Raw genomic sequence first — 25,849 nt, 5'->3', positions numbered from 1 at the left:
GACATTTTCATATTTAATTTGGGTTGCTCTCAGTTTGTTGTGATTCTTGAATACTTTCCGCTAATTTGGCACGATCTTGTGGATTAAGGGTAATGAAATAAGCACCAATACGGAATTTACCTTGTTCATCTGCTGAGCTGTAAGCAACTTGAGCAGTTGCTGCGATATGAAAGTAGTTTTCAGGATGACTCAACGTAATATGAATATAGGTTCCTTCATTAAGATCTTGTGAGCTGAAGAAGCTCAAGCCATTCTCGGAAAAGTTAACTTGTTCAGGTACTGGTAGTAGGGATTGCACGATATTGTCGTAAAAAGAACCAGTAATCAGATTCAATTTTTGATTGAAAAGGGATAATATGCGAGCAATTTGTTGATCTTTTTCATTTAATTGTTCTAATTCGTAGCGAAATGCATGATCAAATTGATCTAATTCAGCAAGTAGTAGAAAATAGCGTGGCAATACAAAGTGAGAATCATAAGGATCATTCAGCGCAACGTCGTCAGGAATGACTTGATAGTTGATTCTTAACACAGCATCAATACGAGACATCACTCGACGTTCAGAGTTGTCCTCAACAAGCTGATGTTGTGAATTTTCCATAATAAATCACCTCGGACTAGATGGTATGTTTAAGCCAATTTCGCTGTATATAGGGTTGAGATACACTCGTGCTCGGCGAAGTAATCATTTTATTTCTTTTATTGCCTTGGTTTCCATGATTGGTTTAACCCTTGGCGTTGCTGTCCTTATTACAGTACTTTCTGTTATGAACGGGTTTGATCGTGAATTAAAAAATCGTGTTCTAGGGATGGTTCCACAAGCAACAGTTTCTTCTACTCAAATTTTAACAGATTGGCCTGAGCTTGTAAAAAGAGTTGAGCATCATCCACATGTTACTGGCGTTGCACCTTTTACCCAATTACAAGGGATGTTGACAGCGCAGGGGCAAGTTGCTGGGATTATGGTGACAGGAATTGAACCTGAATATGAGAAGAAGGTTTCAATTATCCAAAACCATATGGTCTCAGGTGATTTAAATGCTTTGAAGAAAGGCGAGTTTGGTATTGTTCTAGGCAAGGACATGACCGATGCACTTGGTCTTGGTTTAAATGACAATGTCACCTTGGTCTTGCCTGAAGCTACACCATCACCAGCAGGTGTTGTACCACGCTTTAAACGTTTTAAAGTCGTTGGAATTTTTAGTGTAGGTGCAGAAGTTGATTCGATGGTGGGGTATATCGCTTTAAATGATGCATCAACATTATTGCGTTTACCTGATGGTGCACAAGGTGTGCGGTTAAAGCTAGATGATATTTTCGCCGCACCATCTGTTGCAGATGATATCGTGAAACAATTACCAAGTAATTTCTACGCATCGAATTGGACGTATACGCACGGTAATCTTTTCAATGCGATTCAGATGGAAAAAACCTTAGTGGGTTTACTTCTTGTTCTGATTATTGTGGTTGCTGCATTTAATATCGTTTCATCTTTAGTAATGGTCGTAACAGATAAAAAATCTGATATTGCGATTCTGCGAACTCTAGGTGCTTCACCGTCCATGATCACTAAAATTTTTATGGTACAAGGCACAGTGATTGGTGTCATTGGAACGATTGCAGGAACAGTGTTAGGTGTAACTTTAGCATTGACGATTAGTGATATTATTTCTTGGTTCAATACTGCTCTAGGTTTGAACTTGTTTGATGCCTATTTTGTTCACTATCTGCCATCATATCTCAGATGGCAAGATGTTACGGTAATTGTCACTGTTTCATTATTGATGAGCTTTTTGGCGACAATTTATCCTGCATTACGTGCAGCCAAAGTTCAACCTGCTGAGGCATTGCGTTATGAGTAAAATCGTCTTAGAAGCCAAAGATATTTATAAACATTTTGATGATGGTAAAAGCAAAGTTGAAGTGATTAAAGGTTTATCCCTTCAAGTAAAAGCCGGCGAGTTTGTTTCTATTGTTGGTTCAAGTGGTTCAGGTAAAAGTACGTTATTACATGCGCTTGGTGGCCTAGAGCAGCCATCGCAAGGACAAGTCTTTTTGCAAGGTCAGCGTTTTGATAATTTAGGCGAAGCAGAGCGTGGTTATAAACGTAATCAATATCTAGGTTTCGTTTATCAATTTCACCATTTGTTGCCTGAGTTTTCTGCTTTAGAAAATGTAGCCATGCCTTTGATGTTACGTAGTGAAAGTAATTATAAGGATGTTAAAAGACAAGCAGAATACCTACTTGATCGTGTCGGTTTATCGCATCGTTTAGATCATAAACCAGGTGAATTATCGGGTGGTGAGCGTCAACGTGTGGCTTTGGCGCGTGCATTAGTGACGAAACCTGCAGTTGTACTAGCAGATGAACCAACTGGTAATTTAGATCGTAAAACAGCATTGAGTATTTTTGAATTGCTGACGGATCTCAAAAAAGAGCTGAATATGGCGATGTTAATCGTAACTCATGATGAGCAATTGGCTCAATCAGCAGATTCGATTTTGCATATGCAAGATGGTTTATGGATTGATCCAAAATAATTTATTTTGTTTAATCTCTTGTTAAAGCCCGGAAAACGGGCTTTAATTTTGCGCTCAGAAAAATCAAAAACTTAATTAAAAAATTACATGTTAAAAATTATTTTATTGGGCTGGATTGCTGGTATTGCAGTCATGGGATTTCATCTTGATTTTATCGAGCTGACATGGTGGATTTGGTTGGCTATTGCAATCCTGATCTTTAGCTTTGGCATATACAAGAAAGAATCCTATTTTTATCGACCTTTTTATAAAACACTTATTTTACTCAGTGCAAGCTGGGGATTGTTTACAACAGGATATCATTTTGCAGATTCCGCATTAGAACAAAGACTGCAATTAAAAGAGTTTCAATCACAATCCTATGAAGCAATTGTTTATATTAAAAGCATAGATGAATTGAGTGATGATGGTCATAAACAAATTGCTGAAGTACTTAATCGACATAAGCTACCTGTTAACTGGTTACTTTATTTAAAACAAGACAAATATCAGTTAAATCAGAAGCAAAGCTTACAGCTAGGTCATTATTATCGAGTTCAAGGTCAAATTAAACCAGCGCATAGTTATGCTGTTGTGGGTGCATTTGATCAGGAAAAATGGTTTTTACAGCAAAATATAATGTCTGCATTTTCAGTGCAGTCTATTCAACCTTTAAGCTTTGATGAAATTTACCGTTTGGGTTATCAAGGGCATTTAAAGCAACAGCAAAGCATTTCTGCTAAATTTTTGTTAAGCGTTGAGATGAAACGCTTAGCATTTCGGCAGATGTTACAAGCATCTAACCTTCAGCACAAAGGTTTACTTTTAGCCTTGCTAACAGGTGATGAAAGCCTGTTATCCAATACATTGAAACAACAATTTCAACAGCTTGGAATTTCGCATTTGTTAGCGATTTCTGGTCCACATGTGTTGATCTTTGCATTAATGTTGTCTTGGTTGATACAACGGCTCATACAGCGTTATTACCCACATCTATACTTATGGCAGCCTAGACAAATTTTATTATTATTGCCATTTTTACTCAGTGTTCTGGTGTATGTGGCATTTGTTGGTTTTGAGATTCCAGCAATCAGAACTTTATTGACTGCTTTATTTGCAAGTATTTTTCTCTTCTTTCGTCAATCGATTCGCCCATTTAGCTTATTGATCTATAGTGCCAGTATATTACTGCTTTTTGATCCTTTTAGTATTCTATCCGCTGGTTTTTGGCTGTCATATGGTGCGTGTTTTATTCTACTTAGAGTTTATCAAACCATTGCGCAATTACCGCAAGATCAGCCTATTACGTGGACTCAAAAAATATTTTTAGCTGCTAAAGCTTTGGTTGAATCGCAATCTAAGATCTTTATCGCCTTATTACCATTGGTCTTGATTTTCTTTCAGCAAGTTTCTTGGATTGCACCTGTAAGTAACTTAATTGCAATTCCTTTACTTGGTGGTGTCGTTGTGCCATTAGATATTCTGGCTGCATGTATTTGGCTCATCATTCCTGCACTAGGGCAATTTTTATTCCAAATTAATGATTTTTTATTATCTGTATTGATGTCAATTTTAGACATCTTGCAACATATTGCACCACATTTATATGGAGTAAGTTATACACCCTTAATGATGGTATCTCTAACCCTTGGTATGCTTATTTTATTTATGCCGAGGGGGACGATTCCTAAAGCTTGGGCATTGATTTGTTTTTTACCTATATGTATAGGTGTAAAAACTCAACCTACGGTTTTAAATATTTTAGATGTTGGACAAGGGCAAGCTGTATTTTTACAACATCCCGAACAAATCTTCATGATTGATACAGGGGGCTCTTACAATGAAAATAAATTTAGTTTAGGCGAGCGGGTTGTTATTCCATTTATACGGCAACAAGGTGTACGCCACATCGACCATGTAATCTTATCTCATCTTGATCAAGACCATAGTGGTGCTTTTCCTATTATTCAAAAAAACTTTGAAATATCCCAAGTTCAGTCAAATGAATATGACCAAAAAATGCAGTTCAAAAACAATTTCTCATTTTGTCAGCAAGGTCAGCATTGGTCATATGAAAATCTAAAAGTTGAAATTCTATCCCCTAAAGCAGATGAGCTTATTCATGCAAAGGATCAACAAAATGAGTATTCCTGTGTGGTGTATTTGCAGTTTTTAAATACCCAGCCTTATCAAAACTTCTTAATCATGGGAGATGCAGGTTGGGAGGCTGAATATAAATTAATGCAACAATATCCCGATTTAAAAGTAGATGTTTTAATCTTGGGACATCACGGGAGTAAACATAGTTCTGCTTATGATTTTTTAGCGACTTTAAAACCTAAGCTTGCGATTGCCTCGGCAGGGTTTGATAATCGTTATGGTCATCCCAGTCAAGAGTTGAAAAATCGTCTACAGGCGCTACACATTCCATTCTTAACTACGGTTCAAGCAGGAACAATACGTTTTATTTTTGAAAATGGTCATGTTGAGTTCAGACAGCAAAGACAACAAATTAAATGGTTGGAAAGAAAATAGCTTAAATATTGTAATATTTTCATATTACAATATTTATAGGATTAAAGCTGAGTATTTTCTTGCTGACGAACTTGAGCAACTTTTGTTAAAGCTTCGTTGACATCAATATCATAAATTTTGTGTAAGCTAGGGTTCGCACTGAATCGTTTATAACTCCAGTGATAATGCATTGGAAGACGTTGGATTAAATTTTCCAAAGTTTGATGAATAATAAGCGTGCCATCTTCGGCATTACCTTCATAAATTTGAGGATTGATACGCTCGATATGCATGTCGAATCCACCTTGCTCATTCCTCAAAGCATAAAGGAATAAAGTTCGTGCTTTTGTTTTTTGTATTAACTTTGCGCTTAAACTACTCGATGCTAAGGGAATACCAAAATACTTAATCATTTCACCACCGTGATCAGGGGTGTGATCAGGCAAAATAACAGTTGTACCACCTTGTTTTAATGCTTTAAAAATCTGACGAACTCCACTTTCATCAGTGGGTACTAAATTCGCTTGATTGCGGCTACGTGCATCACGAACAAAACGATCAGCATCAGGATTTTTCACAGGCTTATAAAGGATGGTCATTTGAGTATGTTTGGATAGCCATGCATTCATCACTTCCCAAGTACCCAAATGAGGCATAATCAGGACAAGTCCTTTTTTCTCTGCGAGGGCTTCGTGAAAATAATGCTCATTATGAATCTTGTGAATGCGCTGAATATTTTTCTCATTTGAAGCTCCCCAAATGCTCACAAATTCAAAATAAGAGGTTAGTTCATTTTTAATTGCTTGTTTTTTTAATTGATTTATTTCTTGTTGAGATGCTTCAGGGAATGCTATCTGTAAATTCAATTGTATAATTTTTGAGAGTTTAGAAAGCTGGAAACTATTAAGCAATAGCGCAACAAGACCTGCTATAAAACGACCTAATTGAAGTGGTTGATGACTCAGGAATTGTATGAGACGGTAATTACTATTTGTTGATTTGGGGTGTGCCATATATCAAACATTAAAAAAATTACAAGAGGAGAGTATAACGTATAAAATAATTATAAGTTAAAACAAGTTATTTAAACAGTTTTCTATAAATCAGCGTATATAATAAATTCACTTTACAATACATTGGATTGGAATCTTATGTCCGATTGGCCACCAAAACCACAAAATGAACCTGCAAATAGCAATAATGTGACAGGCAAAGAATGGCAGATTTTAGAAAAAGCTGTTTTGGCTTCTGTCGAAGAACAACGCCGTAGTCGACGTTGGAGCATTTTTTTTAAATGCTTAGGTTTTGCGTATTTATTAATCGTATTGATCGCAATGAGCAAGGGGTGTTCAACTTCTGTAGAAAAATCAAATACGAATGTTAGCTCTGATCATTTAGCTGTGATTGATATTGTTGGAACTATTGATTCTTCTAGTGGTCAATCTACTGTCAATAGTGAAGACACCAATAAAGCATTAAATCGTGCATTTGAAGCCACTGGCAGTAAAGCGATTGCATTGAATATTAATTCTCCTGGTGGCTCACCAGTGCAATCTGATGAGATTTGGCAAGAGATTCGCTACCTTAAAAAGCAACATCCAGATAAAAAAGTCTATGCTGTGATTGGTGATATGGGTGCATCGGGTGCTTACTATATTGCTTCTGCGGCAGATGAGATCATTGTGAATCCATCAAGCTTAGTTGGTTCAATCGGTGTGATTATGCCGAACTATGGTTTGAGTGGTTTAGCGCAAAAGCTTGGTGTTGAAGACCGTACTTTAACTTCTGGTAATAATAAAGATATTCTAAGTATGACTAAGCCAATTAATCCAGCGCAACAAGCACATGTGCAAGCTGTTTTAGATAATGTGCATACACATTTTATTAATGCAGTCAAAGAAGGTCGTGGAAAGCGTTTGAAGTCAAATGATCCTGCGGTATTTTCTGGTCTATTCTGGACGGGTGAACAGGCAATTGCATTAGGTGTTGCAGATCGTAGTGGTAGTATTACAACCTTGATGCGCGATCTTAAAGTAGATCAGAAAGTAGATTATACCGTTCAACGCAATCCTTTAGAGTCAATTTTAGGACGTATGGGTACAAAGATTGGTGAAGGAATTAGTAGTTCACTTTCTGCACAATTACAAACCCAACAAAATGCAAAAATACAATAATCATCAAGACTAGGCTGTGATCATTCACAGCCTTTTTTATTTTTAAACGTAACTGGGCAGTTCTCCCTTTTAAATTGCAAAGCATTTGCAGCGCGAGATAATTGACCAATCAATATATAAATTGAAAGAAACGCTTATGAAACCTTTGATTCATTTTGCACATGCCAATGGTGTTCCATCTAAAGTTTATCAGAAGCTCTTTGAGCAATTAAAAGATCAATATGACATTATCTATGTTGCAGAGATTGGCACTGATAAACGTTATCCAATTACGCATGGGTGGAGGCATTTAGTTGATCAAATCATTGATAGTATCGTGCAACAATCACAAGGTCGAAAAGTAATTGGCTTGGGACACTCGTTAGGTTCTGTATTAACACTGATGGCATCTTATCGTCGTCCTGAATTATTTTCTCAAGTGATTATGCTGGATCCACCATTTATTATAGGTAAAGCATCATTTGCTTTTCATCTTGCTAAAGTTTTTAAACCTAAATTGGTCGATAAAATTACGCCAGCAGGTCTATCAGTACGTCGTCGTGATCATTGGGAATCTCGAGAACAAGCAGCAGAACTTTTGGGCTCTAGAGGATTTTATCAACACTTTGATACAGATTGCTTCCAAGCTTATATTCAGCATGCTTTGAGCAATGATCCATTGAAGGGTGGGGTGACTTTAACCATTCCGAAAGTGGATGAGGTTGCAATGTTTAGAACCACACCATCAATGTGGTGGTTACCTATGCCAAAACCTAGAGTACCTGTTCATTTAGTTGTTGGTCGTGATAGTGTGTTCTTAAAAGAAAAACTTCCTCAAGTTGCTAAACGGAAATTGGGTATTCCTTTTTCAGTTGTTAATGGTGGACATATGTTCCCATTAGAGCATCCGACTGAAACCGTGGAAAAAATTAGAAGTTTGATTGATTTCTAAATGCAACATGCCGATAAGAAAGTATGTATTTTCGATCCATCTTAAATATATACTTTGGGTTTTATATGTTTTGATCTAAGAATTTTTGTGTTTGATTTAGATCATCTAAAGTTAATTCACTATTTTGTATGTATTGAAGGATTGATAATGCTAAAAGTTTGAAAATTTTGATATTAGATCCAATATCATTATGAGCAGCAAAACAAAAGTTTATTTTATATAAATCATTAAATTTCATCTGGTTGGATATTTCTAATATAAATTTTTGTAATTCTGTAGCGTATTCAATTGGCAAACCATATTTTGCTTCATCAAGTTCATTTAGAAAATCAGATTGAAAAAGACGATTTTCTAAATTGCGGTTCGTTAAATCTAGGATGATTTCACAATTTTCTAAATTTATATCAACTTCTGCACCCAGTAAACCATAGAGAAATCTTCCGCCACGAGGTTGAAACAATTCGAGGACAATTGTGTATTTGCGATACGAAGACGACTGTGGGATATCTGTGAAAGGTAAAATCGGAGAGCTTTGAGTCCAAAGCTTTATATGTAGATGATTTTTCAGTACAAATTCAGATGTGCTCATTTTAGGTTGAAATCTAATTATTTAAAAATGAAGAATTATATTTTTCAAAAAACGCATCCGAAGATGCGTTTTATTTTTTAGAATTGAGCAAATTGAATTGGTCGTTCTAAAGGTTTTTTATTGAAGTATGCTAGACCGTTTGTCCAAGTGAGTTGACCATTGCATAGCCATTCTGCAACTTGAGGGTAGATGAAGTGTTCAAGCTCATGCACACGTTGTGCTAGGCTTTCTACATTATCATGTAAACTCACATGAATGGCGGATTGCGCTATACTTTGTCCTGCATCTAGTTCAGCAGTGACAAAATGAACGGTACAACCATGCAAGCGATCTCCAGTATTTAATACACGTTGATGGGTATTAATTCCTTTATAAAAAGGCAGCAGAGAAGGGTGGATATTTAACATTTTACCTTGCCATTGACTGACAAAGTTTGGCGTTAAAATACGCATAAAACCTGCAAGGATGACTAAGTCAATTTCCCAAGCAAGCAATTGCTGATGCATAGCATCGTCAAAGCTTTCTCGATTCGGATAATCTTTATGTGAAATAACAGCGGTTGCAATATTGGCTTTCTCAGCACGCTGCAATGCATATGCATCAGCTTTATTTGATAGGACACCAATGATTTGCCCTGACAGATTTGCATCTATCAGGGCCTGTAAGTTGCTACCGTTGCCTGAGACAAGGACAGCAATTCTCATTATGCAAAGATCACGCGAATTTTTTCGTCTGCACCTTCAACTGATTCAGCATTTTCTTGGATATGACCAATTTTCCATGCTTTTTCGCCTTGAGTATTTAATACATCAATGGCTTTATCAGCTTCGCTTGCATCAACAGCGATTACCATGCCAACGCCACAGTTAAATGTACGATACATTTCAAAGCGTTCTACATTACCTTCACGTTGTAACAACTGGAATAATTCAGACCATTCCCAGCTTGACTCGTCAATTACAGCTTGAGCGCCATTCGGAAGAACACGCGGTAAGTTACCTGGTAAACCACCGCCAGTGATATGAGCCATGGCATGCACATCAACTTGTTTGCAAAGTTCGAGTACAGGTTTTACATAAATACGTGTTGGTTCCATTGCAACATCTGCAAGTGGACGACCATCAACGATTTGAGTTAAATCAACGTTCTTAACATCTAAAATTTTGCGTAGTAATGAGTAACCATTAGAATGAGCACCACTTGATGCAACACCGATAAGTACATCACCAGATTTTACTTTAGTGCCATCAATAATTTTACTATGCTCAACTACACCAACAGCGAAACCAGCAAGATCGTAATCTTCGCCTTCATACATACCTGGCATTTCAGCAGTTTCACCACCAACAAGTGCACAGCCAGCAAGTTCACAACCTTTACCAATACCCGTTACTACATTTGCTGCAACATCAACATTCAAATGACCTGTTGCATAGTAGTCTAGGAAAAATAATGGTTCAGCACCACAAACGAGTAAATCGTTTACACACATTGCAACAAGATCTTGACCAATCGTGTCGTGACGATTTAGATTTAACGCTAAACGTAATTTTGTACCTACGCCGTCTGTGCCAGAAACCAATACAGGTTCTTCATAGCCTTTTGGAATTTTGCATAGTGCGCCAAAACCACCAAGACCGCCCATTACTTCAGGACGAGTAGTGCGTTTTGCGACTGATTTGATACGATCGACCAGTGCGTCGCCCGCTTCAATGTCGACGCCCGCATCTTTATAGCTTAAACCAGTATTTGGGGTAGAAGTTGAGTTGCTCATAGTGAAGTCTCCGCATTGGCGGCAGATTATAACCTGAATATACGAAACTCTTATGTTATTTATGCTCGAAAATGCTATCTTTAATTAAATTTTTTTCCCATTTATAACGATTACACGAAAAAAGGCTAGATTTTATGCAAGATCAGGTACTACGTCGTATCTTTATCCTCGCAGGACTCGCATTACTACTTTGGGTGTTGTATCTATTAAAACCAGTTGTATTACCATTTGTTGGCGCTTTTTTTATTGCCTATCTCTTTAGTCCCCTTGTAGATGTCCTTGTAAAAATTAAATTACCTCGTTGGTTGGCGATCAGTCTCGTCTTTGTTGGGATTGGCGTAACCTTAACAGTTGTTTTATGGTTCCTTGTTCCATTGGTTTGGAAGCAATTAATCTATGCGCGAGATAGTATTCCAGCTGGTATACATTGGGTAAATGCGACATTTCTACCTTGGGTATCCCATACTTTTAATGTTGTCCCAATGGAGTTGGATACAGAACAGATTTCTAAAGCAATTATGGAATACATTCAAACGAACTACAGTGCAGATAGTATTCAAGTCATGGCTTTACGTTTAGCACAATCTGGTTTGAATTTTATTCAATTAGGTGGCGTATTTATTTTGATTCCTATCATTTCATTCTATTTCCTACTTGATTGGGAAAGAATGTTGCAAAGTATGCGTCGTTTAATACCTCGTCCATATGAAGAATCAACTTTAGTCATTGTTCGTGAATGTCATAGTGTGCTTGGAGCGTTTGTTAAAGGTCAGTTCCTCGTAATGCTGCTATTAGGAATAGTGTATGCTGTTGGTCTACAAATCATTGGTTTAGAAGTTGGTTTAATTATTGGAATGATTGCTGGTTTGGCCAGTATTATCCCTTATCTAGGCTTTGGTGTTGGTATTATCGCGGCCGTGATTGCTTCATTATTCCAGTTTGGTCTTGATTGGATGCAGTTACTTTTAGTGGGTATTGTATTTATGATTGGGCAAATGGTCGAAGGATATATTTTGCAGCCTTTCTTACTCGGTGACAAAATTGGTCTATCTCCTGTTGCCGTTGTATTTGCGGTACTAGCTGGTGCTCAACTGGGTGGTTTTTTAGGGATGCTGATTGCCTTGCCTGTAGCGGCTGTTATCGTCGTGTTACTTAAACATGCAAGAGATAATTACGAAAAAAGTAGATTTTACGGATCTCCAATTGATGTCAGTATTCCACATGGTGAAATTCAACGTATAAATGTTGATGCTGGTGATGTAGAACTTGATATTGAGATTAAAAACTCTCAAGATAGCGAAACTTCACATTCAAATGATCTAAAGTAATTGAGGAACAAATTAACGATATGCGTCAACTACAACTCGATATAGAACCACAGCTCGATGCGCGAATTAGCGATTTCTCGGGGCCAGGGTGGGGTCATGTAGTTGATGCGATACGACAGTTACATACTGGACTGGTAAATCGCTTTTATGTTTATGGTGGTGCTGGTACAGGTAAAAGTCATTTACTCTCTGCAATTTGTGATTCATATTTAGAATTAGGTCGTCGAGCAATAAAAGTCTCATTATTAGAATTATTAGATGCACCAATTGAAGCGATTACTTCATTAGAGTTTTATGATTTAGTGGCATTAGATGATATTGATGCAATTAGTGGTGTACCTCATTGGCAAAAAGCTGTTTTTCATTTAATGAATAATCATGAGGGACAACTGGTCTTTTCATCTCGTGTAGCACCGATAGAATTAAAATTAGAATTACCTGACTTACAGTCGAGACTGACTCAAGCGGTCAGTGTCAAAGTACCAAATGGAAGCTCATATACAGATCGACAGGCTTTATTACACTCTGTTATGACGAGGCGAGGAATTCATTTTGACCAACAAATTATTGATTATTTATTGAGTAATGGGCCACATCAAGCTTCGATTTTATTACAGACACTTGCCCAACTTGAAAAGATGTTGAAAGGTGAGAAAACAAAGCTCTCAAATACAACGATTAAGCAAATTTTTGCTCTGATTGATGAATATCACTAATCGCATAAAATTTCTTGAGTAATTTTGACAGCTATGACAAAGTACGCACAAAGGAATGTGGTTGCAAATTTGTAGTTTGCAATACTAAGAAAAATGAAAAATAGAAGGAGAACGGTATGCTCAAACGGACGCTTGCCTGCGCTTTATTTGCGATTACTGGACATGTATATTCTGCGGATATTCAAGTTACAACATTAGTTGATGAAGACAAAGATGATACCGTTTGTTCATTACGTGAAGCTGTAACATTCTTAAATAATCGAACCCAAAAAGAATTTGAAAATGGTTATCATGGTTGCGGTAATAAAGATGCTTCATCGATTATTATCCTAGAACGTGATAAAGAATACACATTAAACAAATCTTTAGAAATTAAGGCTTCGTTAACAATTAATGCTGCAAGTAGTGGTAATTTTAATGATAACAAGTTTGGTTTAAATAATCCTACGATAAAAATGATCGGAAATGATCGTTTGTTTTTAATCGATGATGGAAGTGTGGAAAAAGAATTAATTGAAGTTTTTTTTAATGAATTAAATTTAAAAGGATCATCAAGTAAGGTTAATGATGGTGGTTTAATTTATAATCGTGAAGCACTAAGCATAAAGTATTCTAAATTAACAGATGGTTTAGCTACTAGAGGCGGTGCTATTTATAATGCAGGTATTTATTCAAGCACTCAAAAAACGGCAGGTTTTGTTAGTTTAAATAATACTCTTCTGCAAAATAATAAAGCAGATAAAGGTGCAGCAATTTATAGTGAAATGCCACGATATATTATTTCTCAATCTGTAATTAGAGATAATGAAGGCAGCTCATCGACAGAGGGAGCGATACTATATGTTCAAACTGGTTTTACTGATGAAACAATTGGTGCAGCATTAACCACAGGTATTTCAGGTCTAAGAAATACAACCATTTTTCATAATAAAGGTGGATTCATCGCCAATATTCGTGAAGGTATGATTCTAAATAATATAACAATGATCAAAAATACTGCTGGTTTGTACTTGCAAGCACCTCAATGGACTTCGACAACTACGGATGGTACAACTACCACGACTAAAAAGTATCCAAGTGCATATGTTTCTAATAGTATCATTGTTGATAATAACGACAAAAATTGTACCGTAGCTAGTGGTGATGAATCTGTAATACAAAGTAATTTAGTTGGCGCAGAGTGTAATTTAAATTCTCCAACGGATCGTCCAAATTTTATTTGGAATAAAAATGATCCAAAGCACAAATTGATTGCTGGCGGTGTAAATGATGAGGGTGTGTGTAATGCACCTCCAGCTGATGGTTTATTATGCCCTTATTACACTCCAAAAGATCAAATGTTGGGTTTTTTCAGACCTCGTTTATTAATGTCTTATCTTAAACTTTCAGATTCATTAATTGTAAATAAAGGACGTATTTACAGTGATGGTACGACAGTTGGTTTTGCTGGCTGTGAGACTGTAGACCAAAGAGGAAAAAATAGAAGTGGTTATGATGAGTTTTGTGATTTAGGTTCAGTTGAATTAATTGTTGATCGTGGGAATATTTCGATTGTAGGTCAAGATATTTTATATGGTCAAGTTGCTAAATTTAGTATTGCTGATGACCTATTGGATGGTGAGCTATTAGATCCAGAGTCATGTAAAGCTATTTTAAATATGGAAAAAGACAAGAATGGACAACCGTGGCAACCAGGTTGTTTGGAAATTGTACAAACACAAACTCCATCTAAAGGGAAATTAACACTAGATCAAGATGGAAACGTAATTTATACGCCTAATGGAAATTGGCATGGTGCTGATAAGTTCAATATGCGCATTATTACCACGACTACGCGTTTTAATGATGTGTCGAATTACTATATCACTATTCCTACGACAATTGTTCAAGATCCACCAAATAACTTTGAAAGTAAAACAGTTAATGTTGGTGGAGGAAGTATTGGATTTTCTGCAATTTTCATATTGTTGGGATTAATTGGCTTACGACGTAATAAAGCTTAATTAGGGATGATTTCATGATGAAAAATTATAAAAAAGGGATATTAGCGACATTAGTTGTTGCAACAATGCCATTAATTGCAGCAACTAGTGATGATGTTATTAAGGTAACTACTTTTGCTGATGAAGATGGTGAAAATACAAATGCTTGTTCATTACGAGAAGCGTTAGAAACAGCTAAACGGCGTACACCTTATGGTGGCTGTAAGATTTCTGACATTCTGCCATCAACGACTAAGCAGATCCAACTTGAAGAGGGTACGTATGTTCTAAATAAAGAATTAGTGCCAATGGTTGATGTATTGATTGTAGGTGCTACGCCTGCTAATTGGGAGAAAAAGAATGTTATTACAAACCAATATCCTGCTCAAACGCCTATTAAATCAATAATCGATGCTAAATATAAATCCCGTATTTTTAATACTACAATTGGTGGGAAAACATTAGCACTTAATTACGTCACATTAAAAAATGGACGCGCAGCAACTGAAGGTGGTGCAATTTATGCTGGCAATAATGTAAGTCTTCAATACACTCAAATTTTAGATTCTCAATCAAATATTGAAGGTGGTGCTATATACCTTGCAGGTTCCTCAACGTCTTTGACTATTGCAAATAGTTTAATTGATGGTAATAAGGCGCCAAAAGGCAGCATTTTAGGAATGACTTGTATAAGCGACCAAAAGTATCCTAAAAGACCAATAACAATTAATTACAGTAGTTTGACTAATAATGGAGCTGTTAATTCTAGCAGTATGTTGGAATTTTGTGGTGAACCTACAACAATCTTAAATACGAATACAATTGCTAAGAATACTGTTAATACAGCTACTGGAAATTTAATTAAATTTAGTGGTGATACTAAAGCTGGTAATACAGAGAATAATACATCAAGTATTTTAAGTAAAAATAGTGGTTTAACATTAAATAGTAATACTATTGTTGAAAATGCTGCAAATACAGTTTTTCTGTATGATGCTTTAGGCTCTAAGAGTTTAACATTTAATGTTATTTCTCATAATAATAGTCAGCATGCGTGCCGGTATTTATTAGGTAAAGCTTCAGATTTAAAAGGGGCAAATATTATTGCTGATTATAATGCTATAGTAAAGACTGGTACTAATATTTGTGATTTACCAGATGATATTATACCAACAACAAACAATAATAATATTGATGTGAGCTCTGTATCTGATATTCGAGAATTACTTAGTCCAATACAGGAACCAACTGAATATACAGCATTTATGCGACTGTACTACCCACAAAAAAATTCAAAATTAGTTGATGTGAGTAAATTAGGTGCAGATGGATGTAGTGAACTTGACCAACGAGGAATCGCTAGAATAGCTGATGGTACTCTGTATTATAATCCAGAAAGTCGTAATAGTTGTGATGTTGGCGCTATTGAGTTGATGAAATTTACCGCTGGGGATTTAGAGGATTTGTCTAATACATCGATTTCTGCATTGATCGCTGGTTATCAAAAGAAAGTTGATGATTTTGAATTCCTAATTAAAAACCCAGATGATTCAGGGTTAATTACCTCTGATAAAGAAAATCTTGAGATATATAAAAATCTTTTAGCGAAAACTAAAGCTAATCTGCATTATCGTGCAATTTATATTGATTTGAAAAATTACAAATTACCTTTACCTGAAGAAATAGAGCAGGCTAATGGTACTCATACTTTGCAATTCTTTAATAAAGATTTATATGATGTAGTTACTCAACCATTAGGAATTGGGAGAATTGATGATAATGATTATAATGTTAAAGATGCTGAACAATTAGCTTGTGAATGGAACCCAGATCTAAGTCAAATTATTTTCTATCGCAAAACAGATGGTATTACTCAAGCTGGGGATTTTGAGTATTGTAAATATACGATTAAATCTAAACCAGGAAGTAAGACGTCTGTGGAGTCTTCTGGCTTGATTAAAGCTCGTTTTAATAATATAGCTCCAGAAGCCAAGGATACGTCTGTCACTTTAAAATACCAACAAAAAGAGACAGCTGTACTGAATTTATTAAATTTTTCTAACGATAATGGTGATACAGGCGAAGGTGGTAAAGGTCCTGAGAATAAGCCTAATAAACCTTCATTTTGGAGTAATGATAAGGGGGTTGAATTACCAATTCGTTTGTCAAATGTACCTAAAACGAATCTAAAGGTAACTGCTGATCGTGAGGGCTCTTGCCCTGAGCCAGATCAGGATCAAACTTGCTATGGTGGAAATATTTATATTCAAGAAGTAAACATATTTAATAAATTCAACTATGAATTTAATTATCAAGTTTATGATGCTGATGGGGTTGTTTCTAATAAAGCAACCGTGAAAGTCATCAGTACTGCAACTACAACAGATGATACTCGTCCAGCTAAAAGTGGTAGTGGCGGAGGGAGTACAGGAGTCTTCTCTGCATTAAGTTTGTTGGGTTTACTAGCATATCGTCGTTATAAGAAGTAAAATTGAATAAAAAAGAGCGCTTTAAAAGCGCTCTTTTTATATCTTCAAATTATAAATTAAATGCATACAAGAACAGAGCAATTCATATAAAAACAATTAGTGTTCAGAATATTTGCTTAAATATTCTTCACGGATGTTCACTTTCTCTTCGGCACTAGCATTTTGCATGCGTTTACGCAAAGTATTACGTTCTTGAGTTCCCAGTTTTTGCCAAACATCACGCATTTTTTGTTTTTCATCTTCTGGAAGCTGGGTAAACCATTCCATTCTTTGTTGAAGCTGAGATCCCTGATCGGTTGGGATTTCTTTTAAACTTTGATAACGTTTAATAAGAACACGTTGTTCTTCTGGAGATAAATCATCCCAAGCTTCTTCTGTAGTTGGTTTGTTTGATTTTGAGAACACCCAAAAACGCTCAGAACCAGCAAAACTTGTTTGAAGTAAGCTGAGTGTACACACAACAATTGCTATTTTCTTAGCTGCCATGTGGAACTTTATCCTCACCAAGTACCATCAACATTTCCATATCTTCAACCATTTGTGGTGAAAGTTTTGGATTTACGACGACCTGATTTTGTGGTTTATCGGTCAGTTGTAGGGAGCTTGGTAATACAACGATACCAGTAAGAGCTGCTGCTAAAGCAAAGCCTCCCATTTTCCAGAGACTGTAATAAGAGGTTGGTTTCTTTTGAACAGTGTCTAGAACATGGTTCATCACTAACATTTTTTTGTAATGTTGCTCTTTTGCTAGTTGATCGAGTTTGGAAGTCACTGATTTAGTGAACTCATCTTTATTCATTTGATGACCCTCCCGTATGTGGATTTAAATGCTCTAAAGCAATTCTAAGTCCTTGGATTGCACGATGATAATGTGTTTTAACACTACCTTCACTGCAGTTCATAATTTGAGCTGTGGTTGTCGTATCAAAGCCTTCCCACGCTCTTAACATAAATGCTTGTTGCTGACGTACTGGTAAATGGTTAACTGCTGTTTGGATTTCATCCATTGTGACTTCTTGATTAAGAAATTCAAATGGATTGGGGGTAGACTCATCTACGACATCAACAATTTCATCATCATCGTCTAAGCTAATTTTTTTGAATAATGAGAAAGGAGTCGCTCGACGCGCTTCTTTGCGCCTCCAATCCTGTAATTTGTTATTTAAAATGGTATAAAACAATGGATACCATTCTTCAATACTTTTATCTGAATATGATTTATGCAATGAAATAAAGGCTTCTTGTACCAAATCCATTGCAATGCCTTGTTGTCCCTGAGTTGCACTTTCCATCATCACAAGTGCACGACCTGTAACGTCATGCATAAAAAAACGCAGACGTTGTTCAACAGTACTACAATCAGTACCATTTTCAGTTCGAGCCTGTTTCGGTGCTAAATCCATAGAGATGGAAAATCCTGTCATGGATACCCACCATTATTTCAATTCATTAATCATATAACGTTGAAAATGGTGGATGCGTTGACAACTTAAGCAATTATTTTATGAGTGTAATGGATTTTTTCATTAAAAAAATCGTATTTAAAATAATTTAACGTTTTTATTGACGTTGGCGGACCATCTCAAAAAAGCAAATTGAGCCAGCAATGGCAACATTTAATGATTCTTGCCCACCCGGTTGAGGAATAGTAACAGCCTGAGCATGTTCTAAGGCATAGTCACTTGCACCTTGTCCCTCATTACCTAAAATCCAAACACATGCTTGCTTTAAATCTTTGCTATACAAGCTGGTTGAACGATGTGAACTGGTTACAAACACAGGAATTTGAAACTTGGGAAGAATGTCGGTTAACTGAAAATTCTCAAAACAATGTACGCTAAAATGGGCGCCCATTCCTGCGCGTAATACACGTGGAGACCAAAGGGAGGCTGAACCCTGCGTACAAATTACTTGTTTAATATTCGCGGCAGCAGCTGAACGGAGTAAAGTACCGACGTTTCCAGGATCTTGGACATTTTCGAGAATGAGTGTATCTGCTTCGAAGTCAATCGTTAATGACGTTTTTGGAAGATCAATAATTGCTAAACAAGGTAGGGTTGTACCTAAAGTACTTAAATCTTTATACAGTACTTCGCTAATGATAAAAATATGTCCTTGGTGTAATTCAATCATCTTTTGTAATTCAGGATGATCGAGAGCTTGTTCAGTCGTAAATAATGAAAAGATTTTTTTATGTTGTTGTAGCCATGCTAAACATAGATGAGTACCTTCTAGAACAGTTTGCTGATGTTTCTTTCGAGCACTATTAAGTTCGATCAGCCCACGCAAATGTTTGATTTTTGCATTGTCTTTTGATTCTAGAAAAATAACAGCCATAATATAAAGATCCAAAAGGGCATTATAAGATGATAATAATGCCCTGAATATAAAAGTAATTAGTGGTAGCTTGTTACGCGTTCCACTTCATTTTTAGAGCCAATTATAACAGGAACACGTTGGTGTAATTCTGTTGGCTGAATATCCATAATGCGAACACGTCCTGTCGTAGAAGCACCACCAGCTTGTTCAATTAACATGCTCATTGGATTTGCTTCATACATTAAACGCAAACGACCTGCTTTTTTAGGATCTTTTAGATCATAAGGGTAAAGGAAAATACCACCACGGCATAAGATACGGTGAATATCACCCACCATACATGCAACCCAACGCATATTGAAATCTTTTTCACGGACTGATGTTTTACCCGCTAAAAGCTCGTCAATATAGCGTTTTACAGGGTTTTCCCAATGACGTTGATTTGATGAGTTGATAGCGAATTCTTGTGTATCTACTGAAACTTGTACTTGATCCGTAGTAAGTAGGAAGGTTTGAGTGGTTGGATCGAAAGTAAAGAATACAACACCTGCACCTACGGTAAGCGCTAACATGGTTGAAGGACCATAAAGCACATAACCAGCCGCCACTTGCTCAGTACCCGCTTGCATAAAATCTGCAGATTGAGTGACTGCATTTTTAGCGGGAAGAATAGAGAAAATTGTGCCAACACACATGTTGATGTCGATGTTGCTTGAACCATCGAGTGGATCGAATAACACTAAATATTTGCCATTTTCTTGGGCAGGCGTGAAGTCATCCAATTCTTCAGAAGCTAATCCACCTACTTGCGGATGCGCTTTTAATGCATCAATAAGATAATCATTAGAAATAACATCTAATTTCTTTTGAGTTTCACCTTGTACATTTTCATTACCAGCACTGCCTAAAATACCAGCTAAAGCGCCTTTTTGTAGTGCTTGGTCAATGGTTTGGCATGTTGCCGCGATTGTTTCAATGACTTGCGCCAATTCTGGTGTCAAATTCCCTTTTTGTTGTTCTAAATATTGGGATAATGTAAGGTTTGACATATTGAATTGCTCCGGTTTAGCCGCATCAAAAAATGATAAAAAAGAATGTCGCTATTCTAGATGAGATCGCTCGAAAATAAAAATTATCTTACTTTATTTATGTTGCTTTTGTGATTACAAGTATTCTATTACATGTTATGTTGATTGCATACTAGACAGGAAGTTTGGAGAGGAACGATGTCAACCAAAAATTTTGAAGCTACGCCCACGCCAAGTGAATCAATTAGCCTAGATACGATTTCGAAAGAAAGTGTGAAAGATGCTTGGAAAGAGTATGAAGCAAAGCCTGAGTATAAAGAATTTAATAAGCACGATATGATTGAGTCGATGCAACCTCAGTCGAAGCAAGAGTCTTCATCTTAATGAAAATAAAAATGCTCACATTGTGAGCATTTTTATTGCAAATCCAAACATTATTTTAGTAATGGTGGCATTGCTTCATAATTAATTTCTACGCGACGATTTTCTTTCCATGCTGCTTCGTCATGACCCGGGTTTACAGGAGCTTCTTTACCGTAGCTCACGGCTTCTAACTGCTGTGGGTTGACACCATTAGTAATCAAGAAACTTTCGACAGCTTTTGCACGACGCTCACCTAAAGCCATATTGTATTCACGCGTACCACGTTCATCAGTATGACCTGTCAATGCCACCCGAGAATTAGCATTTGCGACAAGGAACTGTGCATGTGCTTGAAGTGTTTGATAGTCATCATTTGATAAATCACTGCTGTCATAATCAAAGTGAACTACGCGCTTCGCTAAAAAAGCTTTGTTTGCAGCAGTGACACCCTTAGATGATGCACCAGCTAAGTTTTGCGCATTTAATGCAGCATCTTCACTTAATCCTTCTGTGCTTACTGTAGTTGAACTGTTTGGCGCAGTATTACCTGCTGTGATTTCAGCAGCAGGTTTACGACTCGCACAACCTGTGAAAGCAATCGTCGCAGCTAAGAGTGGAAGTGTTAGGTATTTAATATTCATGTGATTCTCCAATCAATCAAATTTATTTTGGTGCCCAAGCTGGTTCACGGACTTCACCTTGTTCGCTTGGTAAATTCATACGGAAACGACCATCTGTAGACATAATAGAGAGTAAGCCACGGTTACCTTCACGTGTTGCATAAACAACCATTTGTCCATTCGGAGAGAAACTTGGTGACTCATCCAGACTGGTTGGTGTCAATATATTAGTAATCCCTGTATTAATATCTTGTAATGCAACTTTGTAATTACTGCCACTTGGTCGATGAACTAAAGCAATTTTTTTACCATCAGCGCTTAAAGTGCCGCGTGCATTAAATGCACCTTTGAAGGTAAGGCGTTTAACTGAACTATCATCAAAACTGTAGCGATAAATTTGTGGAGAACCACCACGATCTGAGGTGAAAATAAATGATTTTCCATCAGGTGCATAACGTGCTTCGGTATCAATCGCTGAGTCATTTGTCATACGCTGTAATTGGCGCGTATTTAAATTCATCTGATAAATTTCAGGATTACCATGCATAGATGCTGTGAACAACATTGATTGCCCATCGGGCGAGAAGCTTGGTGCACCATTTAAGCCTTTGAAGCTCGCTAAAACCTCACGTTGACCCGTTGCTAAATCCTGAATGTAAATTGCAGGACGTTTAGTTTCAAAAGAGACGTAAGCAATTTTTTTAGCGTCAGGTGTCCATGTTGGGGAAAGGATAGGATCTCGTGATGACAGTACCGTTTTAGGCTGTTCGCCATCCGTATCAGCAATTTGTAATGTATAGCGTTGAGCAGGGGTTTCTGGATTGCGTAATACATAGGCAATACGACCGCTAAAATCACCAGCAATACCAGTCAGTGCTTGGTATATCGCATCACTGATCATATGCCCAGCTTGACGAACGCGATTACTTGGTACGGTTAGAACTTCGTTTAATAAATATTGTTGCTTTTGTACGTCATAAAGTTGGTAATGAATTTCAAATGTATTCGCATCAATGTTTTTAATTTGACCAACCACAACATAGGGCACACTGGCATTTTGCCAGTCACCAGCTTGAATTTGGTTGATGCTTGCAGTTGCGGGTAAGTTTTGCGATGCACTTGTAAATCGACCTGAACGATTTAAATCATTTTCAATGATTGGATAAATCGCACTGTCATTTGTAAAAGGGATAATTGCAATTTTAGGCGCTTGTTCAGGTGCTTTTGCAATTTCAAGGTGTAATTGTGCAAAAGTTGCTGTTGGAACAATTGCGCTAATTGCAGTAAAAACTGCGAAGGAGATGAGGTGCTTACGGGTCTTGTCCATAGTTACAATTACTTGTGTTCGTATTTTTGTGGCTGTTGATTATTTAACATAGTTACAGGCTTTGTTCTATTAAAAGCATGTAACGTTAACTATTCATTACTATTTCGCTGTAAAGTTTGAAGTTACATTTTTTGCATCTCTACGAGCATCTGGATCTTCAGGCATTGGATATGGAGCTGCATTTTGAATGGCAGCTTTAATACTTGCATCTAATTCATCATCCCCACTAGAGCGTGTGATTACAATAGATTGGACTTGTCCAGAGTCTGATAGCAAAAATCTAACACCTACAGTTTTACCACGAGAATCTAAAGGTACTTTCCAGGCAGAGTAAACTTTATTTGTAAAATCTCGTTTAGCTGTTGAAGCGATTTTTTTCACATCGGCTTTTTTCTGAGCGGCTTCTTGCTCTGCCTTTTTAGCAGCAGCGGCTTTTGCATCTGCTTCGGCTCTTTCGGCATCTGCTTTATCTTTAGCTGCTTTATCAGCAGCGGCCTTGTCTTTAGCAGCTTTATCAGCGGCGGCCTTGTCTTTAGCAGCTTTATCAGCAGCGGCCTTGTCTTTAGCAGCTTTATCAGCAGCGGCTTTGTCTTTAGCAGCTTTATCAGCAGCGGCTTTGTCTTTAGCAGCTTTATCAGCAGCGGCTTTGTCTTTAGCAGCTTTATCAGCAGCGGCTTTGTCTTTAGCTGCTTTATCAGCAGCGGCTTTGTCTTTAGCTGCTTTATCAGCAGCGGCTTTGTCTTTAGCTGCTTTATCAGCAGCGGCTTTGTCTTTAGCTGCTTTATCAGCAGCGGCCTTGTCTTTAGCAGCTTTATCAGCAGCGGCTTTGTCTTTAGCTGCTTTATCAGCAGCGGCTTTGTCTTTAGCTGCTTTATCAGCAGCGGCTTTGTCTTTAGCTGCTTTATCAGCAGCGGCCTTGTCTTTAGCAGCTTTATCAGCAGCGGCTTTGTCTTTAGCTGCTTTATCAGCAGCGGCCTTGTCTTTAGCTGCTTTATCAGCAGCGGCTTTGTCTTTAGCAGCTTTATCAGCAGCGGCTTTGTCTTTAGCAGCTTTATCAGCAGCAGCCTTGTCTTTTGAAGCTTTATCAGCAGTAGCTTGTTCTATTTGACGTTTTGCTTCTTCATCTGCACGTTGTTTTTCGGCAATTTTGCGTTGTTCTTCTGCGTATTTTGCTTGAGCAGCTTCTTCGGCTTTCTGTTTTTGTTCTGCTAACTGTGCTTGTTGTTGCTGTTCAGCTTTTTGTTTTGCATCAGCGAGTTGCTGTGCAGTAGGCGTTGGTGTAGTGACAGGAACATTTTCAGGTTGAGTATTATCTACAACAGGGCTTAATATTTCTTCCGCTTGATTTTCAGCAGTCGTTTCCTGTTCTACAGGTTTTGCCATCGGTGGTGGTAAATCTTCTGGCTTGACTAAAATTGTGGTCAGTTTTTTAGGTTGCTCAGGCGGTTTACTTAGACCTAAGAAAAGCAAGCCAACAATCGCAATTGCATGTACCCCAAGGGTAAAACCTAGCGCAATTGCATTTTGTTTAAAAGGTGGCTCTTGAAATTTTTTCATAACTTATTTTAATGGCTCTGTCAGTAAACCAACTTGAGTTAAACCTGCTTCTTGTAAACTAGCCATGAGTGATACAACCTCACCATAGGGGCGAGATTTATCACCATTCACTAATACCGTGAGTTGTTTATTTTCTTGTTCCGCTTGCTTTTGGGCATTACTCAAAATAGTTTCAAGCTGCTCAAGTGAGAGAGGTTCACTATCTTTGTGATCTTGGTATTGCAAATAAATATTGCCATCTTTGCCAATCGTTACCATTGCAGGCATATCTTTCGATTCGATAGGATTATTATTGGCTTGGGGCAGATCAACTTTGATGCCGCTGGTAATCATAGGTGCAGTGACCATGAAAATGACTAAAAGTACCAACATAACGTCAATATACGGTACAACGTTCATATCACTTTTCAATGGTTTTTTAATGCGTTCAAAACGCCCAGATCGTTGAATTGCCATTATGCATCTTCCTGTGTCGATCCAATCGCTTGACGCTGTAAAAGAGCGACCATTTCTTCTGCGAATAATGCACGATCTGAATAAATTGATTCGCCTTTTGCAGTGAAGTGGTTAAAAGCAAGCACAGCAGGAATTGCTGCAAATAAACCGATTGCTGTTGCAATAAGTGCTTCAGCAATACCCGGTGCTACAGTTGCCAAAGTAACTTGATCAACGGCAGCAAGGCCAATAAAGGCATTCATAATGCCCCAAACCGTACCGAATAAGCCGATATAAGGCGCAACAGAACCAATACTTGCAAGCGCTCCTAAACCTTGTTCTAAACCGCCTTGATCACGACTTAGACCGACTCGCAGAATACGTTCAGTACCTTCAATGGTTTGATTGGTATCTGCTTTACGTTTTTGTAGTTTAAAAAACTCACCTAAACCTTGATAAAAAATATCTTCTAAGCCACTACGTTTGGAGTTTAACTGAGCGTTATTGTAGAGTGTGTTTAATTCGGCACCTGACCAGAACATTTTTTGAAAATGCTCATCATCTTGCGCTGCTTTTTTAAAACCCATATGTAATTTGGCAATTAAATACCAGCTGAAAATTGACGCTAGTAATAAGATCAACATGACCAATTGCACGACTGGGCTGGCTTGTAAAATCAGGTCAGAAATATGTAGAGAAGATTCTAAATTAGTTGCCATAAGTCACTGTGCCGAAAAGTTTATTTTTAGTCCTGTGCTAATTCTTTTTGAATCAGATCACGTATTTCTTCAGGAAGTCTACGTGGCATTAACTCTTTGTTTAAACATGCCAACGTAACCTCACCTGACGCCAGCAAGATTTCACCACGATAAATATTTTGTTGCAACACAAAAGATGCTGCTTTACACGAAATAACACGTGCTGTAACGGTAATTAAGTCATCCATTAATATTGGGCGTACATATTTCACCTGAATTTGATGTACAACGAAGTTGTAGTCTTGTTGATGCCAGTAATGATCGACGCCTGCTGCACGTAACCATTCAGTTCGCGTGCGTTCCATAAAACGAATGTGATTGGCATGGTAAACGATACCGCCTGCATCTGTATCTTCGATATATACACGAATATTAAATTCAAAATGATTAGCCATATCTTTAACCTATTTCTGCATACTGCGAGC

The 25,849-nt window shown here is 37.3% G+C and carries 26 protein-coding genes; 10 read left to right on the top strand and 16 right to left on the bottom strand.

Annotated features, from left to right (window positions below; translation table 11 throughout):
* Positions 1–13 precede the first annotated feature (13 nt).
* Positions 14–601, bottom strand: a complete 588-nt coding sequence (locus tag AC0JIQ_RS11200; RefSeq protein ID WP_241283561.1) for a PilZ domain-containing protein — start codon at positions 599–601, stop codon at positions 14–16.
* A 25-nt stretch (positions 602–626) separates the two neighbouring features.
* Between AC0JIQ_RS11200 and AC0JIQ_RS11195 the strand changes: the two genes are divergently transcribed.
* The 3 genes from AC0JIQ_RS11195 to AC0JIQ_RS11185 all read left to right on the top strand — a co-directional run bounded on the left by AC0JIQ_RS11195 (position 627) and on the right by AC0JIQ_RS11185 (position 5,055).
* The gene (locus AC0JIQ_RS11195; protein ID WP_004661120.1) at positions 627–1,862 is read left to right on the top strand and encodes a lipoprotein-releasing ABC transporter permease subunit; all 1,236 of its coding nucleotides are present in this window, start codon (positions 627–629) and stop codon (positions 1,860–1,862) included.
* Positions 1,855–2,541 carry a lipoprotein-releasing ABC transporter ATP-binding protein LolD gene (gene lolD / locus AC0JIQ_RS11190; protein ID WP_004661121.1) on the top strand — a complete coding sequence of 229 codons (687 nt, stop codon included), beginning with the start codon at positions 1,855–1,857 and terminating at the stop codon, positions 2,539–2,541. Before AC0JIQ_RS11195 ends, lolD begins: the two co-directional genes overlap by 8 nt.
* Before the next feature lie 87 nt (positions 2,542–2,628).
* The gene (locus AC0JIQ_RS11185; RefSeq protein ID WP_474201689.1) at positions 2,629–5,055 is read left to right on the top strand and encodes a DNA internalization-related competence protein ComEC/Rec2; all 2,427 of its coding nucleotides are present in this window, start codon (positions 2,629–2,631) and stop codon (positions 5,053–5,055) included.
* Between the two features lie 41 nt (positions 5,056–5,096).
* Here AC0JIQ_RS11185 and AC0JIQ_RS11180 read toward each other — a convergent pair whose 3' ends face one another.
* Entirely contained in the window at positions 5,097–6,047 is a 951-nt protein-coding gene (locus AC0JIQ_RS11180) for a lysophospholipid acyltransferase family protein (protein WP_474201688.1), read from the bottom strand.
* Between the two features lie 138 nt (positions 6,048–6,185).
* Between AC0JIQ_RS11180 and sppA the strand changes: the two genes are divergently transcribed.
* Positions 6,186–7,208, top strand: coding sequence for a signal peptide peptidase SppA (gene sppA / locus AC0JIQ_RS11175; protein WP_474201687.1), 1,023 nt, complete (start codon positions 6,186–6,188; stop codon positions 7,206–7,208).
* Between the two features lie 136 nt (positions 7,209–7,344).
* Positions 7,345–8,139 carry an alpha/beta fold hydrolase gene (locus AC0JIQ_RS11170; protein WP_474201686.1) on the top strand — a complete coding sequence of 265 codons (795 nt, stop codon included), beginning with the start codon at positions 7,345–7,347 and terminating at the stop codon, positions 8,137–8,139.
* Positions 8,140–8,200: 61 nt separating this feature from the next.
* On the opposite strand, the gene AC0JIQ_RS11165 is transcribed toward AC0JIQ_RS11170, so the two are convergent.
* The 3 genes from AC0JIQ_RS11165 to purM form a co-directional block, all read right to left on the bottom strand.
* Positions 8,201–8,728 carry a hypothetical protein gene (locus AC0JIQ_RS11165; RefSeq protein WP_474201685.1) on the bottom strand — a complete coding sequence of 176 codons (528 nt, stop codon included), beginning with the start codon at positions 8,726–8,728 and terminating at the stop codon, positions 8,201–8,203.
* Positions 8,729–8,805: 77 nt separating this feature from the next.
* On the bottom strand, positions 8,806–9,435 hold the full coding sequence (purN, locus tag AC0JIQ_RS11160; RefSeq protein WP_474203259.1) for a phosphoribosylglycinamide formyltransferase: 630 nt from the start codon (positions 9,433–9,435) through the stop codon (positions 8,806–8,808).
* Positions 9,432–10,502, bottom strand: a complete 1,071-nt coding sequence (gene purM / locus AC0JIQ_RS11155; protein WP_346511057.1) for a phosphoribosylformylglycinamidine cyclo-ligase — start codon at positions 10,500–10,502, stop codon at positions 9,432–9,434. The genes purN and purM overlap by 4 nt, the downstream gene beginning before the upstream one ends.
* A 134-nt stretch (positions 10,503–10,636) precedes the next feature.
* Between purM and cxpE the strand changes: the two genes are divergently transcribed.
* The 4 genes from cxpE (at position 10,637) to AC0JIQ_RS11135 (ending at position 17,017) form a co-directional block, all read left to right on the top strand.
* Positions 10,637–11,830, top strand: a complete 1,194-nt coding sequence (gene cxpE / locus AC0JIQ_RS11150; RefSeq protein ID WP_474201684.1) for a chloramphenicol efflux transporter CxpE — start codon at positions 10,637–10,639, stop codon at positions 11,828–11,830.
* A gap of 20 nt (positions 11,831–11,850) precedes the next feature.
* The gene (gene hda / locus AC0JIQ_RS11145; protein ID WP_004661138.1) at positions 11,851–12,546 is read left to right on the top strand and encodes a DnaA regulatory inactivator Hda; all 696 of its coding nucleotides are present in this window, start codon (positions 11,851–11,853) and stop codon (positions 12,544–12,546) included.
* A gap of 116 nt (positions 12,547–12,662) precedes the next feature.
* Positions 12,663–14,549, top strand: a complete 1,887-nt coding sequence (gene rbtA, locus AC0JIQ_RS11140) for a rhombotarget A (RefSeq protein WP_474201683.1) — start codon at positions 12,663–12,665, stop codon at positions 14,547–14,549.
* A 17-nt stretch (positions 14,550–14,566) separates the two neighbouring features.
* A complete protein-coding gene (locus tag AC0JIQ_RS11135) occupies positions 14,567–17,017 on the top strand; it encodes a CSLREA domain-containing protein (protein ID WP_474203258.1) in 2,451 nt (816 codons plus the stop codon).
* Positions 17,018–17,113: 96 nt separating this feature from the next.
* On the opposite strand, the gene AC0JIQ_RS11130 is transcribed toward AC0JIQ_RS11135, so the two are convergent.
* The 5 genes from AC0JIQ_RS11130 to AC0JIQ_RS11110 form a co-directional block, all read right to left on the bottom strand.
* Positions 17,114–17,503, bottom strand: a complete 390-nt coding sequence (locus AC0JIQ_RS11130) for a DUF3106 domain-containing protein (protein WP_241283568.1) — start codon at positions 17,501–17,503, stop codon at positions 17,114–17,116.
* The gene (locus AC0JIQ_RS11125) at positions 17,493–17,816 is read right to left on the bottom strand and encodes a hypothetical protein (RefSeq protein WP_336937345.1); all 324 of its coding nucleotides are present in this window, start codon (positions 17,814–17,816) and stop codon (positions 17,493–17,495) included. Before AC0JIQ_RS11125 ends, AC0JIQ_RS11130 begins: the two co-directional genes overlap by 11 nt.
* Positions 17,809–18,420 (bottom strand): RNA polymerase sigma factor, encoded by a 612-nt coding sequence (locus AC0JIQ_RS11120; RefSeq protein ID WP_474203257.1) that lies wholly within the window; start codon positions 18,418–18,420, stop codon positions 17,809–17,811. Before AC0JIQ_RS11120 ends, AC0JIQ_RS11125 begins: the two co-directional genes overlap by 8 nt.
* 157 nt (positions 18,421–18,577) lie before the next feature.
* On the bottom strand, positions 18,578–19,354 hold the full coding sequence (locus tag AC0JIQ_RS11115) for a TrmH family RNA methyltransferase (protein ID WP_474201682.1): 777 nt from the start codon (positions 19,352–19,354) through the stop codon (positions 18,578–18,580).
* A gap of 59 nt (positions 19,355–19,413) precedes the next feature.
* Positions 19,414–20,385: a class 1 fructose-bisphosphatase gene (locus AC0JIQ_RS11110; RefSeq protein WP_005161257.1), complete on the bottom strand. Its 972-nt coding sequence runs from the start codon at positions 20,383–20,385 to the stop codon at positions 19,414–19,416.
* A gap of 177 nt (positions 20,386–20,562) precedes the next feature.
* Here AC0JIQ_RS11110 and AC0JIQ_RS11105 point away from each other — a divergent pair, with 177 nt between their 5' ends.
* Positions 20,563–20,748: an NF038105 family protein gene (locus AC0JIQ_RS11105; RefSeq protein WP_005215212.1), complete on the top strand. Its 186-nt coding sequence runs from the start codon at positions 20,563–20,565 to the stop codon at positions 20,746–20,748.
* A 50-nt stretch (positions 20,749–20,798) separates the two neighbouring features.
* On the opposite strand, the gene pal is transcribed toward AC0JIQ_RS11105, so the two are convergent.
* The 6 genes from pal to ybgC form a co-directional block, all read right to left on the bottom strand.
* On the bottom strand, positions 20,799–21,368 hold the full coding sequence (gene pal / locus AC0JIQ_RS11100) for a peptidoglycan-associated lipoprotein Pal (RefSeq protein ID WP_474201681.1): 570 nt from the start codon (positions 21,366–21,368) through the stop codon (positions 20,799–20,801).
* A 22-nt stretch (positions 21,369–21,390) separates the two neighbouring features.
* The gene (gene tolB / locus AC0JIQ_RS11095) at positions 21,391–22,674 is read right to left on the bottom strand and encodes a Tol-Pal system beta propeller repeat protein TolB (protein WP_474201680.1); all 1,284 of its coding nucleotides are present in this window, start codon (positions 22,672–22,674) and stop codon (positions 21,391–21,393) included.
* 99 nt (positions 22,675–22,773) lie between these two features.
* Positions 22,774–24,231 (bottom strand): cell envelope integrity protein TolA, encoded by a 1,458-nt coding sequence (gene tolA / locus AC0JIQ_RS11090; RefSeq protein WP_474201679.1) that lies wholly within the window; start codon positions 24,229–24,231, stop codon positions 22,774–22,776.
* Positions 24,232–24,234: 3 nt separating this feature from the next.
* The gene (gene tolR / locus AC0JIQ_RS11085) at positions 24,235–24,687 is read right to left on the bottom strand and encodes a protein TolR (protein ID WP_474201678.1); all 453 of its coding nucleotides are present in this window, start codon (positions 24,685–24,687) and stop codon (positions 24,235–24,237) included.
* Positions 24,687–25,385 carry a protein TolQ gene (gene tolQ / locus AC0JIQ_RS11080; protein ID WP_004661166.1) on the bottom strand — a complete coding sequence of 233 codons (699 nt, stop codon included), beginning with the start codon at positions 25,383–25,385 and terminating at the stop codon, positions 24,687–24,689. The genes tolR and tolQ overlap by 1 nt, the downstream gene beginning before the upstream one ends.
* 26 nt (positions 25,386–25,411) lie before the next feature.
* Complete coding sequence (gene ybgC / locus AC0JIQ_RS11075; protein ID WP_004661168.1) at positions 25,412–25,819, bottom strand: tol-pal system-associated acyl-CoA thioesterase; 408 nt, start codon at positions 25,817–25,819, stop codon at positions 25,412–25,414.
* Positions 25,820–25,849: the final 30 nt, after the last annotated feature.

Source organism: Acinetobacter sp. FB, from assembly GCF_056033405.1.
This window is presented reverse-complemented; position numbering and strand designations above follow the sequence as displayed.